17 protein-coding genes are annotated in these 17,379 nt (G+C 63.5%); 7 read left to right on the top strand and 10 right to left on the bottom strand.

Annotated elements, in window-relative coordinates:
- Positions 1-89 precede the first annotated feature (89 nt).
- Positions 90-992, top strand: coding sequence for a LysR substrate-binding domain-containing protein (locus tag E0H22_RS00770; RefSeq protein ID WP_233023883.1), 903 nt, complete (start codon positions 90-92; stop codon positions 990-992).
- Between the two features lie 63 nt (positions 993-1,055).
- On the opposite strand, the gene E0H22_RS00775 is transcribed toward E0H22_RS00770, so the two are convergent.
- The 6 genes from E0H22_RS00775 to ccmA all read right to left on the bottom strand — a co-directional run bounded on the left by E0H22_RS00775 (position 1,056) and on the right by ccmA (position 4,623).
- A complete protein-coding gene (locus tag E0H22_RS00775) occupies positions 1,056-1,427 on the bottom strand; it encodes a ComEA family DNA-binding protein (RefSeq protein WP_233023884.1) in 372 nt (123 codons plus the stop codon).
- 241 nt (positions 1,428-1,668) lie between these two features.
- The gene (locus E0H22_RS00780; protein WP_233023885.1) at positions 1,669-2,253 is read right to left on the bottom strand and encodes a DsbE family thiol:disulfide interchange protein; all 585 of its coding nucleotides are present in this window, start codon (positions 2,251-2,253) and stop codon (positions 1,669-1,671) included.
- Positions 2,250-2,432: a heme exporter protein CcmD gene (ccmD, locus tag E0H22_RS00785; protein WP_430715195.1), complete on the bottom strand. Its 183-nt coding sequence runs from the start codon at positions 2,430-2,432 to the stop codon at positions 2,250-2,252. Before ccmD ends, E0H22_RS00780 begins: the two co-directional genes overlap by 4 nt.
- Complete coding sequence (locus E0H22_RS00790) at positions 2,429-3,166, bottom strand: heme ABC transporter permease (RefSeq protein WP_233023886.1); 738 nt, start codon at positions 3,164-3,166, stop codon at positions 2,429-2,431. Before E0H22_RS00790 ends, ccmD begins: the two co-directional genes overlap by 4 nt.
- An 82-nt stretch (positions 3,167-3,248) precedes the next feature.
- Positions 3,249-3,923: a heme exporter protein CcmB gene (ccmB, locus tag E0H22_RS00795; RefSeq protein ID WP_233023887.1), complete on the bottom strand. Its 675-nt coding sequence runs from the start codon at positions 3,921-3,923 to the stop codon at positions 3,249-3,251.
- Between the two features lie 97 nt (positions 3,924-4,020).
- Positions 4,021-4,623: a heme ABC exporter ATP-binding protein CcmA gene (gene ccmA, locus E0H22_RS00800; RefSeq protein WP_233023888.1), complete on the bottom strand. Its 603-nt coding sequence runs from the start codon at positions 4,621-4,623 to the stop codon at positions 4,021-4,023.
- Between the two features lie 227 nt (positions 4,624-4,850).
- On the opposite strand from ccmA, the gene acnA reads away from it, so the two are divergent.
- The 3 genes from acnA to E0H22_RS00815 all read left to right on the top strand — a co-directional run bounded on the left by acnA (position 4,851) and on the right by E0H22_RS00815 (position 9,310).
- Positions 4,851-7,568, top strand: a complete 2,718-nt coding sequence (gene acnA, locus E0H22_RS00805; RefSeq protein WP_233023889.1) for an aconitate hydratase AcnA — start codon at positions 4,851-4,853, stop codon at positions 7,566-7,568.
- Positions 7,569-7,800: 232 nt separating this feature from the next.
- Positions 7,801-8,571, top strand: coding sequence for a DUF1223 domain-containing protein (locus E0H22_RS00810; RefSeq protein WP_430715196.1), 771 nt, complete (start codon positions 7,801-7,803; stop codon positions 8,569-8,571).
- 379 nt (positions 8,572-8,950) lie between these two features.
- Positions 8,951-9,310: a DUF2794 domain-containing protein gene (locus tag E0H22_RS00815; protein WP_233023891.1), complete on the top strand. Its 360-nt coding sequence runs from the start codon at positions 8,951-8,953 to the stop codon at positions 9,308-9,310.
- 40 nt (positions 9,311-9,350) lie between these two features.
- Here the strand turns inward: E0H22_RS00815 and E0H22_RS00820 are convergent, their stop codons facing one another.
- The 4 genes from E0H22_RS00820 to E0H22_RS00835 all read right to left on the bottom strand — a co-directional run bounded on the left by E0H22_RS00820 (position 9,351) and on the right by E0H22_RS00835 (position 14,315).
- Positions 9,351-9,875: a GNAT family N-acetyltransferase gene (locus tag E0H22_RS00820; protein WP_233023892.1), complete on the bottom strand. Its 525-nt coding sequence runs from the start codon at positions 9,873-9,875 to the stop codon at positions 9,351-9,353.
- A gap of 83 nt (positions 9,876-9,958) precedes the next feature.
- On the bottom strand, positions 9,959-10,744 hold the full coding sequence (locus E0H22_RS00825; RefSeq protein WP_233023893.1) for a Bax inhibitor-1/YccA family protein: 786 nt from the start codon (positions 10,742-10,744) through the stop codon (positions 9,959-9,961).
- 296 nt (positions 10,745-11,040) lie between these two features.
- Positions 11,041-13,605, bottom strand: a complete 2,565-nt coding sequence (locus E0H22_RS00830) for an ABC transporter permease (protein ID WP_233023894.1) — start codon at positions 13,603-13,605, stop codon at positions 11,041-11,043.
- Complete coding sequence (locus E0H22_RS00835) at positions 13,605-14,315, bottom strand: ABC transporter ATP-binding protein (RefSeq protein ID WP_233023895.1); 711 nt, start codon at positions 14,313-14,315, stop codon at positions 13,605-13,607. Before E0H22_RS00835 ends, E0H22_RS00830 begins: the two co-directional genes overlap by 1 nt.
- On the opposite strand from E0H22_RS00835, the gene E0H22_RS00840 reads away from it, so the two are divergent.
- The 3 genes from E0H22_RS00840 to zapE all read left to right on the top strand — a co-directional run bounded on the left by E0H22_RS00840 (position 14,314) and on the right by zapE (position 17,259).
- Positions 14,314-15,006, top strand: a complete 693-nt coding sequence (locus E0H22_RS00840) for an arylesterase (protein WP_233026583.1) — start codon at positions 14,314-14,316, stop codon at positions 15,004-15,006. The genes E0H22_RS00835 and E0H22_RS00840 overlap by 2 nt on opposite strands.
- Before the next feature lie 242 nt (positions 15,007-15,248).
- On the top strand, positions 15,249-15,800 hold the full coding sequence (thpR, locus tag E0H22_RS00845; protein WP_233023896.1) for an RNA 2',3'-cyclic phosphodiesterase: 552 nt from the start codon (positions 15,249-15,251) through the stop codon (positions 15,798-15,800).
- Between the two features lie 274 nt (positions 15,801-16,074).
- Positions 16,075-17,259, top strand: coding sequence for a cell division protein ZapE (gene zapE / locus E0H22_RS00850; protein ID WP_233023897.1), 1,185 nt, complete (start codon positions 16,075-16,077; stop codon positions 17,257-17,259).
- Positions 17,260-17,379: the final 120 nt, after the last annotated feature.

Consider the following 17,379-nt stretch of genomic DNA (forward strand, 5'->3'; position numbering starts at 1 on the left):
GCGGAAATTCGTGACGACAGATTGGAAGCTTTCTTAGATCAGGTCCAGTCGAATTGTCTTCGGCTTTCGATCAGTTTATCTGATTGAGAATGATCACCCTGCGCCAGCTTCGCTATCTCTCCGCGCTCGCCAAACACGGCCATTTCGGCCGCGCCGCCGAGGCCTGCGCCGTGACCCAGCCGGCGCTGTCGATGCAGATCCGCGATCTCGAACGGACGCTCGGCGTGCAGGTGGTGGAACGGCGGCCAGGCGAGGTGATCCTCACCGATGTCGGCCGTGAGGTGGCACGGCGCGGCGAGGACGTGCTGGCGGCATCCCGCGATCTCGTCGACTTCGCCCGGCATCGCGGCGGCGTGCTGACCGGACGGCTGACACTCGGCGTGATCCCGTCGCTGGCGCCCTATCTCCTGCCGCGCATTCTGCCGGCGCTGCAGAAGCAGTTTCCCGAGCTCCGGCTCGAACTACGCGAGACACAAACGCGCCAGCTCGTCGACGACGTGAAGAGCGGCGTGCTCGATGTCGCCATGCTGGCGCTGCCGCTCGGCGAGGTGGAGATCGAAACGCTGAAGCTGTTCGACGACACTTTCCTGCTGGCGGTGCCGGCCAATGATGCGCGGCCCGCGGAGCAGCGCATCAAGGCGTCGGAGATCGATCAGAGCCGACTCATTCTGCTCGAAGACGGACATTGCCTCCGCGATCAGGCATTGGCCTTCTGCGCCACCGCGCGCGGTGGCATGACCGCAGCGGGCACCGCCTTCGCCGCGTCGAGCCTGTCCACGGTCATCCAGATGGTGGCAAGCGGCTATGGCGTGACGCTGATCCCGCAGATCGCCGCCGATGTCGAACAGCGCGACACCCGTGTGAAATTCCTGCGGCTCGAAAATCCGCAGCCCGGCCGCACGATCGGTCTTGCTTTCCGCAGGACATCGCCGCGCAAGACCGATTTCGCGGCGCTCGGCGACGCGGTGAAGGACTGCGTGCTGGATCGCTGAACGGTCCGCACAGAAACAACGCACCGGCGCGGATGCGCCGATGCGTTGTGCTCATGAGAGCGCTCAGCTCTTCTGCTTCGCGACCACCTTGTCCTTGATGCCGTCATAGGTCTTTTCCGGCACGATCTTCTTCTGCACCAGTTCGTCCTTGCCCTTATACGGCCGGCCTTTGACGATGGCAGTCGCATAGGCCTTGCCGATGCCCGGCAGCGCTTCCAGTGCCTCGGGCGTTGCCGAGTTGATATCGACGAGATCGGTCTTTGCCGATGCCGCGCCTGTCGTGGCCGCGGGTGCGGCGGCCTTCGGCGCAGCGACGGGGGCCATCTTGCTGGCAGGTGTGGCTGGCTGCACCGTTTGCGCCATCGAAGGCGCAGTGGCGGCCAGTCCGAGCGAGAGAGCGACAGCGGTCAGTGTAGCAAGCTTGAAGTAACGCATCGGTTTGTCCCTCCAGGACAGTTAAGTAACAAACCGATTGAGATGTTCATTCATGGCGGAGCCATGGCGCCAAAATGAACCGCAGATAAAAGCTGAAATTTATTTTTAGTAGCTCAACTCCGCCCCTCATGGTGAGGAGGCGCGGAGCGCCGTCTCGAACCATGAGATGGCCTGGCTCCCGAGTCTGTAGCCATCCTTCGAGACGCGCGCTTTGCGCGCTCCTCAGGATGAGGGACGGAGACTAGCTACCAGCCTTCAGCGCCTTCTCGATTTCCGGCATCAGCACCTTGGCGAGATTGTCCTGATTGATACCACCGACGAGCTTGTAAACGACCTTGCCGTCGCGGCCGACGATGAAGGTTTCCGGTACGCCATAGACGCCCCATTCGATCGACGCGCGGCCATTGCCGTCGACGCCGACGATGCCGAATGGATTGCCGTAACGGCCGAGAAAGCGGCGGGCGTTGTCGGCATTGTCCTTGTAGTTGATACCGACCAGCTGCAGCCGCGTGTCCTTGCCGAGCTCGGTGAGGATCGGCGCCTCCTCATGGCACGGCACGCACCATGACGCCCAGACATTGACGAGGCTGACCTTGCCCATGAAGGCCGCAGGATCGAGACCGGGAACCGGCGCGCTGCTTTCATGAAGCCCCTGCAGCGCCGGCAATGCGGTTTGCGGCGCCGGTCGGCCGATGAGTGCCGACGGCAGCCGCTGCGGATCGACGCCGAGCCGAAACCAGAACAATGCGGCCAACGCGGCGAAGACCGCCAGCGGCAATGCCAGCACCCAGCGGCGCTTCGGGGCTGTGGTCGCGATCTCGCTCATTTCAGATCCGTAGCGCCACGGCCGGAGCGACGTGCGATGCCGGCCTCTTCGAGCGCATGCAGCTTCGCGCGGACGCGGCGATGATCGAGGGCGATCCAGGCGATGAGGATCAGCACAACGGCCGCGACCAGCGCGTAGGACGTCACGATAAACGAGGCGTAGGGGCCGAGCGACATCATGGCGGCGCCACCGGCTTCGAGGCTTGCAGCATCTGCAGCGCCCGCAGGCGGCGGCGCATGATCTCGTTACGCATGGCGGCGAGATGCAGCGTGACGAACAGCAGCGAGAATGCCACCGCCATGACGAGCAGTGGATAAAGATAGGACTTGTCGAGGGTCGAGCCGCCCATGCGGATCACCGAGGCGGGCTGGTGCAGCGTATTCCACCAGTCGACGGAGAACTTGATGATCGGGATATTGATGGCGCCGACCAGCGTCAGCACGGCGGCGGCGCGGGCCGCGCGCGAGGGATCTTCCACCGCGCGCCACAACGCGATCAGGCCGAGATACATCAGGAACAGGATCAGCACCGAGGTCAGCCGGGCGTCCCATTCCCAATAGGTGCCCCACATCGGCCGGCCCCACAGCGAACCCGTCACCAGTGCGAGAAACGTAAAGGCCGCGCCGATCGGCGCCGCCGCCTTGGCGGCGACATCGGCGAGCGGGTGGCGCCACACCAGCGTGCCCAGCGAGGCCACGCTCATCACGCCCCAGACAAACATCGCCAGCCAGGCATTCGGCACATGGATGAACATGATCTTGACCGTCGCGCCCTGCTGGTAGTCGTCCGGCGCCAGCACGGCCTGATAGAGGCCAATCACGAGCAGCGCGCCGGTGAGCATCGCAAGCCATGGCAGAATGCGGGTCGTGAGGGACAGGAACCGGGTCGGGTTGGCAAGTTCGGTCAGCGTCATGGCATTTCCACTAGTCGCGGCCGCGCCCGCGATCAATGCAACTTATTCTCATTCACCGCGGGTTGCCATGGATCGGCCTCGCTCAATCCATCCCATGCCGCAGGCTTGCCGCCGCGGCGAATGGTCCGATCACGAGACTCGCCAGCGAGATTGCGCACAGGATCGAGAACGGCGTTCCGAACGCCATCGTGCCCTGTTCGGCGATGGCCACATTCGATGCGGCAACGCCGAAGATCAACACCGGGATCGACAACGGCAGCACCAGTACGGCGAGCAGCAGGCCGCCCCGCTGCAGCGTCACCGCCAGCGCGGCGCCGATCATGCCGGTGAAGGTCAGCGCAGGGGTGCCGACCAGCAGCGTCAGCGCCACGGATAGCGTCGCAGTGGCGTCGAGATTGAGGAGCAGGCCGAGCACCGGCGTGGCGACGACAAGCGGGACGCCGGCGGCCAGCCAATGCGCAAGCGCCTTGGCGGCGCAGGTGAATTCCAGTGGCGTACGGCTCATCAGAATGAGATCGAGCGAACCGTCGTCGTGATCGGCCATGAACAGGCGATCCAGGGTGAGGAGGCTCGCCAGCAGCGCGCCGAGCCAGAGGATTGCAGGACCGAGCCGCATCAAAAGATTGAGATCAGGACCGATCGCGAAAGGCATCAGCACGACGACGGTGAGGAAGAACAGCACCCCGATCAGCGCGCCGCCACCGACGCGCAGCGCGATGCGGATGTCGCGGCGGGCGATGGCGAGCAGCGCGGTCATGAGAGGCGCTCCCGATGCCAGACGCTCGGTAGCTTCCTTCCCCCCCGCGGGGGGGCACAACTGGCCGAGCACGATTGCATCTTTGCTGCGATGGGACTCACGCCTCACCCCCGACACGCAATTCCCGCGCCGCGATCCCGAGCGGCGTATGGGTCGCCGCCACGATCAGGCCGCCGCCGGCCAGATGCGCCGTCATCAACCCTGCAAACACCTTCTGGCTGCCTGCATCCAGCGCCGAGGTCGGCTCGTCCAGCAACCAGATCGGGCGCTTGACCGTCAGCAGCCGGGCGATCGAAAGCCGACGCCGCTGGCCCGCGGACAGGACGCCCGCCGGCAGCTGAGCGGCGTGGCCGAGCCCCACCGCCTCCAGCGCAGCAGACGGCTCCGAGGCCGCGCCGCCCAGGAATTCGGCCCAGAAACCAAGGTTTTCCGCCACCGTCAGCGCCGGCTTCAGGGCGTCGCGATGACCGAGGTAGTGGGCCTGCTCGGCGACGCTCAGCTCGACGTCGCCGCCCGCCAGCGCAATCGTTCCGCCAGACGGCATAAGCAGCCCCGCAATCAGCCGCAGCAGGGACGTCTTGCCGGCGCCGTTGGGACCCACCACCGCCACCGCCTCGCCCGCCAATGCCTCGAAATCGAGGCCTGCAAACACCTCGCGGCCTGCGCGCACGCACCGCAATCCCTGGCCCGCCAGCCGCATCGTCACCCTTCCATAGCCCACTGATTTGGTTCAGAAGTCCCGCGGCGTTGTTGCACCATTTCGCAGGGCTGCAAACGATTGTCGCTGTGGCGGTGCCTCTAGAAAGATTCTATAAGCCCGGCATTGATGCAGCACACAATCGGCGCCCGCAAGCGAACGGCCACGCCGCCGATGGTGTTTCGGCACCCCGCCCGGGGTGTCTGTCAACTGGATTGGGACCCCTTCACATGACCTCGCTCGACAGTTTCAAGTGCCGCAAGACCCTCAAGGTCGGCACCAAAACATACGTCTATTACAGCCTGCCCCAGGCCGAAAAGAACGGCCTCACCGGCATCTCGAAACTGCCCTATTCGATGAAGGTCCTGCTCGAGAATCTGCTGCGCAACGAAGACGACCGCACCGTCAAGAAGGCGGACATCATCGCCTTCTCCAAATGGGCCAGGAAGCGCAAGCTCGAACACGAAATCTCGTTCCGCCCCGCCCGCGTGCTGATGCAGGACTTCACCGGCGTTCCGGCCGTGGTCGATCTGGCCGCGATGCGCAACGCAATGCAGGCACTGAAGGGCGACCCGAAGAAGATCAACCCGCTGGTCCCGGTCGATCTGGTCATCGACCACTCGGTGATCGTCAACTTCTTCGGTGACAACAAGGCGTTCGGCAAGAACGTCGCCGAAGAATACAAGCAGAACAAGGAACGCTACGAGTTCCTGAAGTGGGGCCAGAGCGCCTTCTCGAACTTCTCCGTGGTGCCGCCCGGCACCGGCATCTGCCACCAGGTCAATCTCGAATATCTCGCCCAGACCGTCTGGACCAAGAAGCAGAAGATGAAGGTCGGCCGCACCACCGGCACCTTCGAAGTCGCTTATCCGGACACGCTGGTCGGCACCGATTCGCACACCACGATGGTCAACGGCGTCGCCGTCCTCGGCTGGGGCGTCGGCGGCATCGAGGCGGAAGCTGCGATGCTCGGCCAGCCGCAATCGATGCTGCTGCCTGACGTGGTCGGCTTCAAGCTCTCGGGCCAGCTCAAGGAAGGCGTCACCGCCACCGACCTCGTGCTCACCGTCACCCAGATGCTGCGCAAGCTCGGCGTGGTCGGCAAGTTCGTTGAATTCTACGGCCCCGGCCTCGACTATCTCTCTGTCGCCGACAAGGCGACCATCGCCAACATGGCCCCGGAATATGGCGCGACCTGCGGCTTCTTCCCGGTCGACAGCGAAACCGTCGACTTCCTCAAGACCACCGGCCGCAAGGCTGCGCGCGTCGCGCTCGTCGAAGCCTATGCCAAGGCGCAGGGCCTGTATCGCACCGCCAAGTCGCCGGATCCGGTGTTCACCGAAACGCTGAAGCTCGATCTCGGTGACGTGGTGCCGTCGATGGCCGGTCCGAAGCGTCCGGAAGGCCGCGTCGCGCTGCCTGCCATTGCGGAAGGCTTCGCAACCGCGCTGGCCGGCGAATACAAGAAGAGCAACGCCACCGAACGCTTCAAGGTCGAAGGCAAGAACTTCGATCTCGGCCATGGCGATGTCGTCATTGCCGCCATCACCTCCTGCACCAACACCTCGAATCCGAGCGTGTTGGTGGCCGCCGGCCTGCTCGCCCGCAATGCCGTCGCCAAGGGCCTGAAGGCCAAACCGTGGGTGAAGACCTCGCTGGCGCCGGGCTCGCAAGTCGTCGCCGAATATCTCGCCAATTCGGGCCTGCAGCTCGATCTCGACAAGGTCGGCTTCAACCTGGTCGGCTTCGGCTGCACCACCTGTATCGGCAATTCCGGCCCGCTTCCGGAAGAGATCTCGAAGTCGATCAACGAGAACGGCATCGTCGCCGCCGCCGTGCTCTCGGGCAACCGTAACTTTGAAGGCCGCGTCTCGCCCGACGTGCAGGCGAACTATCTCGCCTCGCCGCCGCTGGTCGTCGCCCATGCCCTCGCCGGCACCGTGACCAAGAACCTCGCGGTAGAGCCGATCGGCGAAGGCAAGGATGGCAAGCCGGTCTATCTGAAGGACATCTGGCCGACCGCGCAGGAAGTGAATGCCTTCATCAAGAAGTACGTCACCTCGACGATCTTCAAGAAGAAGTACGCCAACGTGTTCGACGGCGACAAGAACTGGCAGAAGATCAAGACGGTGGAGAGCGAGACCTACAAGTGGAACATGAGCTCCACTTACGTGCAGAACCCGCCCTACTTCGAAGGCATGAAGAAGGAGCCCGCGCCAACCACCGATATCGTCGGCGCACGCATCCTGGCTCTGTTCGGCGACAAGATCACCACCGACCACATCTCGCCGGCCGGTTCGATCAAGCTCACCTCGCCCGCCGGCAAGTATCTGTCGGAGCATCAGGTGCGTCCCGCCGACTTCAACCAGTACGGCACGCGCCGCGGCAACCATGAAGTGATGATGCGCGGCACCTTCGCCAATATCCGCATCAAGAACTTCATGATGCAGGGCGCCGACGGCAACGTGCCGGAAGGCGGCATGACCAAGCACTGGCCCGACGGCGAAGCGATGTCGATCTACGATGCCGCGATGAAGTATCAGGCCGAGCAGGTGCCGCTGGTGATCTTCGGCGGCGCCGAGTACGGCAACGGCTCGTCGCGCGACTGGGCGGCCAAGGGAACGCGCCTGCTCGGCGTTCGCGCCGTGATCACGGAGAGCTTCGAGCGCATCCACCGCTCGAACCTTGTCGGCATGGGCGTGTTGCCGCTCACCTTCGAGAATGGCTCGTCCTGGAAGAAGCTCGGCCTTAAGGGCGACGAAAAGGTCACCATCCAGGGCCTCGTCGGCGATCTCAAGCCGCGCCAGCAGCTGATCGCCGAAATCACCTCGCCCGATGGCTCGGTGCACAAGGAGCCCCTGCTCTGTCGCATCGATACGCTCGACGAGCTGGAATACTATCGTAACGGCGGCATCCTGCACTATGTGCTGCGTCAGCTCGCCGCGTAACCCGCAGCGGCTGTGACGTCGTGCCTCACCTCGAAGTGAGTGGCTAGTGATTGGAAGGCGGCCTAAGAAGGGCCGCCTTCTGCATTTGGCATGATCCCGAAAAATGGATTCGGTTTCGGATCAGATCATGCTCCGGCGTGATCGGCGGCACGATTGTTTTGATATCCATCGAGCGACACCTGTCCGGTTCGCCTGTATCTGGTTTGTCCAACTTCGAACGCGACACGTCTTGATGAAATCTCTCCGTGACACACCTCGATGGACTGGCGCTCTCGGAGCCTGCATCGCCGTCATGTTCGGTCACAACGCGTTCGCCGCAGGCACACAGACGCAGCCGCGCGCCGTCGTCGAGCTGTTCACCTCGCAAGGGTGCTCATCCTGCCCGCCGGCGGACCGGATCATTGGCGATCTTGCCCGGGATCCCTCGGTGATCGCGCTGAGCATGCCGGTCGATTACTGGGACTATCTCGGCTGGAAGGACACGCTGGCCGATTCGCGCTTCAGCGCGCGCCAGAAGGCCTACTCTCAGATGCGCGGCGATCGCGACATCTATACGCCGCAGGCGGTCGTCAACGGCGCGACGCAGGTCATCGGCAGCGACGCGGCAAAAATCAAGGATGCCATCGGCGCCACCAAGCAGAGGACGTCGGTGATGACGGTGCCGGTGTCGATCTCCGTATCCGGCAAGCATGTGAACGTCACCGTCGCCGCGTCCACCGAAGCATCCAACTACAACCACGGCGAGGTATGGATCTGTTCGGTGTCGAGGTCGGTACCGATTACGGTCGGCCGCGGCGAGAATCGCGGACGCGAACTCACTTACTACAATGTGGTTCGCAACTGGCTGAAGGTGGGCGACTGGAACGGCAGCGCCGCCAGCTGGACGGTGCCGCTGGAGAATGTGTCGCGCGACGGCGTCGATGCGGCGGTCGTCTATGTGCAGGACGGCTCGCGCGACAGGCCGGGCCCCATGCGCGGCGCAGCGTTTACCTCGCTGCAATAAATCCCGCTGGCAAAAATCCCTCATTGTCGTTGAGCGCGGTCGCTCGACGTGCACAGCCGGACCGACCGGATGGCCCCCCAAAAAAGAAAAGGACCAACTTACGTTGGCCCAGTGGGGATTTATCTACTCTCTGCGCAGGGCCCGATCCCGTCGACCACGGGGGGCTGGGGGCTGAGGAATCCGAGACCGAAAGAACCGGACCCGACGCAGTGTCTCTTTGTAGAAAGTCACAAGGGCGTCCGATGGGCCAAAATTGGGCGGCAATAAGATTCGCCTAACGTTCCCGTGACGGGAGGTTTCTACTGCCCGCTTCACGGCCCGGCCCTTGCGGCGAATGACAGATGGCGCAATCATGTAGGTGATGTGACAGGAGGCGCCGATGCACATGATTCCGGGAGACAATGACCCCGTCGCGAATCGCACGACGACAGGCCCGGCGCCCGCGCCTGTCGTCAGCTTCAACCGCATCGAGCTCAGCCGAATCCTCAATCTCTACGGACGCATGGTCGCCGACGGCGAGTGGCGGGACTACGCGATCGATTTTCTGCGCGACCGCGCCGTGTTTTCGGTATTCCGCCGCTCCTCGGAAATGCCGATCTACCGGATCGAGAAGGATCCGAAACTGACACGCAAACAGGGCATGTACAGCGTGATCTCCGCCACCGGCATGATCCTCCGCCGCGGGCATGAACTTGACCGGGTGCTGCTGGTGATCGATCGCAAGCTGGCTGTGGTGTGATCTCTGGGGCCATCGCCGGCGCGTAGCGACCGCGGAAGTGTTAGGGCAGCGTCCCGCTGCCGTCGCCCAGTGCGCGTTGCATCGCTACGGTGTCGAGCCAGCGGCCGAATTTGAAGCCGACATCCGGGTGGGTGCCGATCATCTGGAAGCCGGCATTGCCGTGGACGGCGATCGAGCCGGCATTGGCGCTGTCGCCGATCACCGCGATCATCTGCCGAAAGCCTTTTGCCTCGCAAGCCTCGATCAGCGCCGCGAGCAGCTTGCCGCCGATGCCGCGGCGCTGCGCCGCCGGGGCGAGATAGATCGAATCCTCGACCGTGAAGCGGTAGGCGACACGCGGCCGGTAGGGACCGGCATAGGCGTAACCCAGCACCTGATCGCCATCGGTTCCCACGAAATAGGGAAAGCCGCCATTCGCCAGCGTCTCGAAGCGCCTTGTCATCTCGGCGAGATCCGGCGGATCGATCTCGAAGGTCGCGGTGCCGTGAAGAACCGCGTCTTCGTAGATGGCAGTGATGGCGGGAAGGTCAGCGGCAGTCGCCGCGCGGATGCTGATCTCGGTCATGGTGGAACCGTAAGTCTGCCCCGGACAAAAGAAAAGCCCCGGCTTTTGGCCGGGGCTTCGATCGTTTCCGCGACGCGCGGAACTTACTCTCTCTGTCCGAGCAACTGCAGCAGCAGCGTGAACAGGTTGATGAAGTTCAGGTACAGCGACAGCGCGCCGGTGATGGCCGCACGTTCTGCGATATCACCACCCTGCGAGGCGTAGCCGTAGATGTAATCGTTCTTCAGGCGCTGGGTGTCGTAGGCAGTGAGGCCTGCGAAGATCAGCACGCCGACCACCGAGACGACGAACTGCAGCATCGACGACGCCACGAAGATGTTCACGATGCTCGCGATGATGATGCCGAACAGGCCCATCAGCAGGAACGAGCCCATGCCCGTCATGTCACGCTTGGTGGTGTAGCCATAGAGGCTCAGCGCACCGAACGAGGCCGCCGTGATGAAGAACACACGCACGATCGAGGTGTGGGTGTACACCAGGAAGATCGACGACAGCGACACGCCCATCAGCGCCGCGAACACCCAGAACAGGAGCTGCGCGGTGGCCGGCTTCAACCGGTTGATGCCGAAGGAGATGGCGAACACCATCACCAGCGGGGCGGCGATGAAAACCCACTTCAGCGGGCTGGCGAACATGTAATAGCCGAACGCCGACAGGTGGGTCGAACCGACCCGGGCGACGGCGTTGGAGGCGTCGGTGACGGCGCCCATATACACGCCCAAAGCGGCGAAGCCGGTAATGGCCAGGCCGATGGTCATGTAGTTGTAGATGCGCAGCATGTAGGAGCGCAGGCCTGCATCGACCGCGGCGGTGTCACGCGTGGCGGCACGGCCGAAGGGAGAGGCGTAGTTACGGTCTAGATCCGACATGGTCGAAACCTCGATAAGTTGTCCAGGCGCCCGCAAAGGGTGTGCGTCGCTGGTTCGAATTGTATCCCAGATTCAACGCCGTTCGGGATGAAAATCTCGACACAAACGCTGAAGGCCTGACCCAAAGGGTATGTGGTAAACTAACACATTCGCTGCAAGCTTCCACGCGTGGCGGAATGTCGCTCCGCAACAGATCTGCGCGAAACCGGGTCAACCGTCTCGTCGCGAGCGTCGGTCGATTCTCCATGGTTTGGACCGAATCGCGCACTGCAGTGACCGCATGATACCGAAACGGGTCACAAATTCCGCAATACGGTGGCAGGCTTCCGGGTCAGGGCTACCAACGTACCCAGCAGACCGAGGCCCACTGTGACAATAAGCGCCGCCAGCACGACGCCGGCTGCGCTGCCGGCCTGCCATGCGAAGCTCAGATTCATCAACCGCGTGACGATCAGCCATGCCGCCACCGACCCAGCGATGACGCCGAACACCGCGGTGGCGAAGCCGATCATCAGATATTCGAGCGCATAGGCGCCAAGCAGACGTGCGCGGGTGGCGCCGAGTGTCTTCAAGATGACGGCGTCATAAACGCGGTGGCGATGGCCGGCGGCGAGCGCGCCTGACAGCACCAGGATCGCCGACAGCAGCGTCACCGCGCTGGCACCGCGGATGGCGAGCGTCAGATTGGTGATCACCGCCCCGACCGTATCGAGCGCTTCGCGCACCCGCACCGTCGTCACCATCGGAAAGGCGTCCGCCACCGCCTTCACCAGCGCGGCATCCTGGGCGGGAGCGCCCTGCGGCTCGGTCAAGGTCGCGATATGCGTATGCGGCGCACCACGGAACGTGTTCGGCGAAAACACCAGGACGAAGTTAATTCCGAGACTCTGCCAGTCGACACTGCGCAGGCTGCCGATCCTGGCCGAGATGTCACGGCCCAGAACATTCACCACAACATCATCGCCGAGCTTGAGACCGAGGCCATCGGCGAGCTTCTTCTCGAACGACACCAGCGGGGGGCCACTGTAGTTCCTCGGCCACCACTCGCCTTCCACCACCCTCGATCCACGCGGAATCTCATTGGTGTAACTGATGCCGCGATCGCTCTGCAGCACCCATTCCGCATCGGTCGAGGGCTTGAGATCCTCCGCCTTGACGCCGCGCGCGGCCACAATGCGACCGCGCAGCATCGGCACTTCCTCCACCGTCGATTGCGGCTGCTTGTCCTTGAGGAACGTCGTGAAGCGATCCGCATCGGTGGAGGGGATATCGATGAAATAGAACGACGGCGCCTTCTCCGGCAACGAGGCCATGAACTGGCGGCGCAGATTGCCGTCGATCTGGGTCACGGTCACCAGCACCGTGAGACCAAGGCCGAGCGATAACACGACCGAGGGTGTCAATGCACCCGGCCGATGGATATTGGCGATGGCGAGCCTCAGCATGGTCATGCGTGGACGCGGGAGTTTCCGGGCAATGGCCATCAGCATGCCGGCGATCCCGCGCAGCAAAACAAACACCACAAACGACGACAACACGAAGATGGCGGCGATACGCTTGTCATAGGCAAGCCCGATCACGATGGCGATCAGCACCGAAACGACCAGTGCCATCCAGGCGATGTAGCGTGCCTGCGGCCGCTTCGATTCGGTATGCGCAGCATCGCGGAACAGCGCTGCGACGGGAACATCATGCACCCGCGCCAGCGGCCACAGGCCAAAGGCAAGCGCGGTCAGCAACCCGTAAAGCAGCGACAGTGCCAGCGCACCGGGATGCAGCGCTGGAACCACCGGCAGCGGCAGCAGATGGCCGAACAGCCCCACGATGGCGAAAGGCAGCATCGCGCCCAGCGCGAGACCGATCAGCGAGCCAATCACCGCGAGCACCATCACCTGCGTCAGATACACCGCGAACACGTCGCGGCCGGTGGCGCCGAGCGCCTTCAGCGCGGCGATCACCTCACGGCGCCGGTCGATATGGCTCCGGACCGCATTGGCAACACCGACGCCGCCGACAAGAAGCGAGGCAAGGCCGACCAGGGTGAGGAACTGGGTGAACCGCGAAATGCTGCGCTCGAGCTGCGGCGAGGCATTGTCGCGCGAGCGGATTTCCCAGCCGGCCTGCGGCAGCTGGCTGCGGACATCGTCGGTCAGGATTTTGGCGGCACGATCACCGCTGTCCGGCAAGCGAACGCGATAGGTCCATCGGACGAGGCTGCCGGGCTGCAGCAGCGCGGTGGCGCGCAGCGCATCCGCGCTGACGAGGAAGCGCGGTGCGAAACCGACACCACCCGCGAGCTTGTCCGGTTCAGACTCAACGACGCTGCGAATCTGGAAGGTCGCACTGCCGACGTTGACGCGATCGCCAAGTTGGAGGCCGAGGCGCGCGAGCAACGTCGCGTCGGATGCGGCGCCATAGGCGCCGTCGCGCTCGGCCAGCAAATCGGAAACCGGCATCTCCGGCGTCAGTTTCAAGCGGCCGAGCAACGGATAAGCGTCGTCCACCGCCTTCATCTCGACCAGCGCGAGATTTCCGTCCGACGCACGAACCATGCCGCGCAGCGTCGCCGCGACGGAGACATCGCCACGCTGGCGCAGGAAGGCGATTTCGTCCGGCTTCGCCTCGCGCTGCATCAGCGAGAAAGCGACATCGCCGCCGAGCAATGTGCGGCCCTCGCGAGCAAGGCCGTCATGCAAACTCGCCGCGACCGAGCCGACCCCGGCGATCGCCAGCACACCGAGTGCGATACATGCGATGAAAACATAAAAGCCGCTGAGAGCGCCGCGCAGTTCGCGAAGCGCGTAACGCAGAGCCACCGACGGGCCGCGTGTCGGCGCGGGATTGTCGGTCATGACCGCCATCAAGCCGTCTCGATACGTCCGGAACGCAGGCGAACCACCCGGTCGCAACGTTCGGCGAGTCCATGGTCATGGGTGACCAGCACCAGCGTCATGCCGCGCTCGGCGTGCTGCGCGAACAGGAGGTCGACGATCTGGCCGCCGGTATTTTCGTCGAGATTGCCGGTCGGCTCATCCGCGACGAGGATGGCCGGATCGGGCGCGAGCGCACGCGCCAGCGCGACACGCTGCTGCTCGCCGCCGGAAAGCTGGCGCGGATAATGGTGCAGACGGGCGCCGAGACCCACCGCCTCCAGCTCCGCCGCCGCGCGCGCGCCAGGATCGGGATGGCCGGCAAGCTCCAGCGGCACGGCGACATTCTCCAGCGCCGTCATGGTCGGGATCAGATGGAAGGACTGGAAGACGATACCGACGTGGCGACCGCGAAAGCGCGCCAATCCGTCCTCGTCGAGATCATTGAAAGCCGTGCCATTGACCACCACCTGACCTGAGTCAGGCCGCTCCAGCCCCGCCATCACCATCAGCAGCGTGGATTTGCCGGAGCCCGACGGGCCGATCAACCCGATCGCCTCGCCCGGCCCCACGCGCAGGTTGATATCCTTGAGGATATGCACGCGCGCTGCACCCGTGCCGAGCGACAGGTTGAGGTTGGAAATGGAAATGGTGTCCGGCGCAGTGCCGGCCAAGGATGGGGTATCGATGCGCGTGTCCATGTCGGTGTCATATGGCACTTCATTTGCGGCGGTCGAGAGGTGGTTTCGCAGGTTTGTGTGCCTGTTGTTTGCCGGATGGCTCGTCATGATGCCGCAGGCACGGGCCTCCGCGCAGACCCCCGCCGCCCCCGTAAAGCTGGTGGTGCTTGGGGACTCGCTGAGCGCAGGCTACAATCTGCCGGCCGCGGCGGCGTTTCCGGTCCGATTGCAGAAGGCGCTGAACGACAAGGGCATCGCAGTCGAGATCGCCAATGCCGGCGTATCCGGCGACACCACGTCGGGCGGCCTCGGCCGTCTCGACTGGTCAGTCCCGGATGGTACCCAGGGCGTGATCCTGGAACTGGGTGCCAATGACGCGCTCCGCGGCGTCGACCCGAAAATCCCGCGCGAGGCGCTTGCCGAAATCATCAAGCGACTGCAGGGGCGCGGCATCAAGGTTCTGCTCTGCGGCATGCTTGCGCCACCGAATTACGGCAGGGATTATGCGGACAGATTCAATGCGATCTATCCGGATCTCGCCAGGCAGTTCGACATTCCGCTGTATCCATTCTTCCTCGATGGCGTTGCCGGCGAGAGCAAACTCAATCTTCCCGACGGCATGCATCCGACCGCAGATGGCGTCGATGTCGTGGTGAACAAAATATTACCGACAGTGGAAGCTTTCGTGGCATCGCTTGCGCCGAAGAACTGAGCAATTGCCGATCTGGCGATCACGATCCGCCTGTGCTCGTCGAGTTATTCGGAACCTGACGCTGCGATGACATGCTTTGCTTCGCAGAGTCACATAACTCGGGTACAAAAGTGACATCGGTGATTCGTGGATTTGTTCGATTCGCCGGCTCGTTTGTTCGGGCATGATTTTCGCCGAGCGGTGCCATCTCACGCATCCGCACCTTTCGGCGAAAATCGCGCCCCGACAAAAAGGAGCTGACTATGCCGCGTCTATTCGCCGGACTGGAAATTCCAGCCGAGATCGGCCAGCGATTGGCCAATTTGCGTGGTGGCCTCCCCGGCGCGCGCTGGATCGACCCCGAAAATTATCACGTCACCCTCCGCTTCATCGGCGACATCGACGGCATCTCGGCGAACGAGATCGCATATCTGATGTCGCGCATCGAACGGAAGCCCTTCAAGGTCGAGATCCGCGGGCTGTCGAGCTTCGGTGGCAACAAACCTCGGGCCATCGTCGCCAATGTGGAGCCGAGCAAGCCCTTGCTCGAACTGCAGGCCGAACTGGAGCGGCTGGTGCGCCGCTGCGGACTGGAGCCGGAAGGCCGCAAGTTCACACCGCATGTGACGCTCGCCCGGCTGCGCGACGCGTCGTGCCGGGATGTCGCCGACTATCTCTCGGTGCGCGGATACTTTCCGACGCAGGCATTCACGGCGGAACAATTCGTCCTGTTCTCCTCGCGCGCCTCGACCGGTGGCGGGCCGTATCTGGTGGAGAATTCCTACGAGCTGTGCGCGGGTGTGAGAGCGGCGTAGCTAGCTAGCAGCGACGCTCTGATTTCGCTCCCTCTTGCGGGGTGGCCGGCCCTCTTGGGCGGGCCGCGTGGGGATGCCCCACGTGACGTCGAGCGTGCGGAAGCACCCCGCCCGTCTCGATGCTTGCTGAACGCTCGCTTCGATCCCCCCTCCTCGCTGCGCACGGCTTCGTCGCGCCTGAGGGAGGGAAAAAGGAGCGTCACCGCTCGCCGCATATCCGCCTCCTCCAAATCCCATCTTGCATTTTGCGGGCACATCAGGCCGTTAGGCGCCCATGCCCGCCCCGCACACATCCTTTCGCGAACAATACAGAGCTCTCGTCGCCACCGGCACCATCGAGGCCGATCCGGCACAAGCCGAGGCTGTCGAGGCCATCGCTGCGCTCGACACCAAGCTCGCCACCTACGAGCCGCCGCGCAAGAAAGGCTTCTTCGGCCGGTTATTCGGCGGCGATAAGGATACACAGCCGCCGAAGGGGCTCTATGTCCATGGCGAGGTCGGTCGCGGCAAGACCATGCTCATGGACCTGTTCTTCGAAAGCAGCCCGGTCCAGCACAAGCGCCGCGCGCACTTCCATGAGTTCATGGCCGATGCCCATGAACGCATCTACGATTTCCGCCAGAAGATCGCGAGCGGCGCTCTTCCTGACGAAGACGTCATCATGCTGACGGCGAATTCGATCTTCGAAGAAGCCTGGCTGCTGTGCTTCGACGAGTTTCACGTCACCGACATCGCCGACGCAATGATCCTCGGTCGCCTGTTCGCAAGGCTGTTCGAACTCGGCACGGTGGTGTTCGCGACCTCCAATGTGGAGCCGGTGAACCTCTACAAAGGTGGCCTCAACCGCGCGCTGTTCCTGCCCTTCATCAAGCAGATCGAAGATCACATGGATGTGCGCAAACTCGACTCGCGCACCGATTTCCGCATGGAAAAGCTGGTCGGTGTGAAGAGCTGGCTGGTGCCGGACGATGCTGCTGCCAAAGCACAGCTCGATGCAGCTTTTACCAAACTCACCGGCGGCGCACAGGGCAAGTCGCGTGAACTCGTCGTGAAGGGCCGCAAGCTACATGTGCCGTTCGAGGCGCAGGGCGTCGCACGCTTCACGTTCCGCGATCTCTGCGAAAAACCGCTGGGCGCCTCCGACTATCTCAAGCTGGCGCATGAGTATCACACACTGTTCATCGAACATGTGCCGATGATGGACTACGCCAACCGCAACGCGGCCAAGCGCTTCATCTCGCTGATTGATACGCTGTACGACAATGCCGTGAAATTGATGGCGACGGCGGCGGCCGAGCCACCCGACCTCTATTCGGCCGACCAGGGCGTCGAGAAGTTCGAATTCGTCCGCACGGCGTCCCGCCTGTTCGAAATGGGATCGGAGAGTTATCTGGCGCTGCCACACGGCCGCAGCGATTCCACGGCGTCCGGCGCGACCACGGGCCTGGTGGAGACTTAGAACGCCTCCACATCATTGCGAGGAGCCGAAGGCGACGAAGCAATCCAGTTCTTGGGTTTTCTGGATGGCTTTGCTTCGCTTCGCTCGCAATGACGACGGAGCGCGTCAGGTATACCAGGC

Origin of the sequence: Rhodopseudomonas boonkerdii, from assembly GCF_021184025.1 — a bacterium.
Taxonomy (GTDB): Bacteria; Pseudomonadota; Alphaproteobacteria; order Rhizobiales; family Xanthobacteraceae; genus Tardiphaga; species Tardiphaga boonkerdii.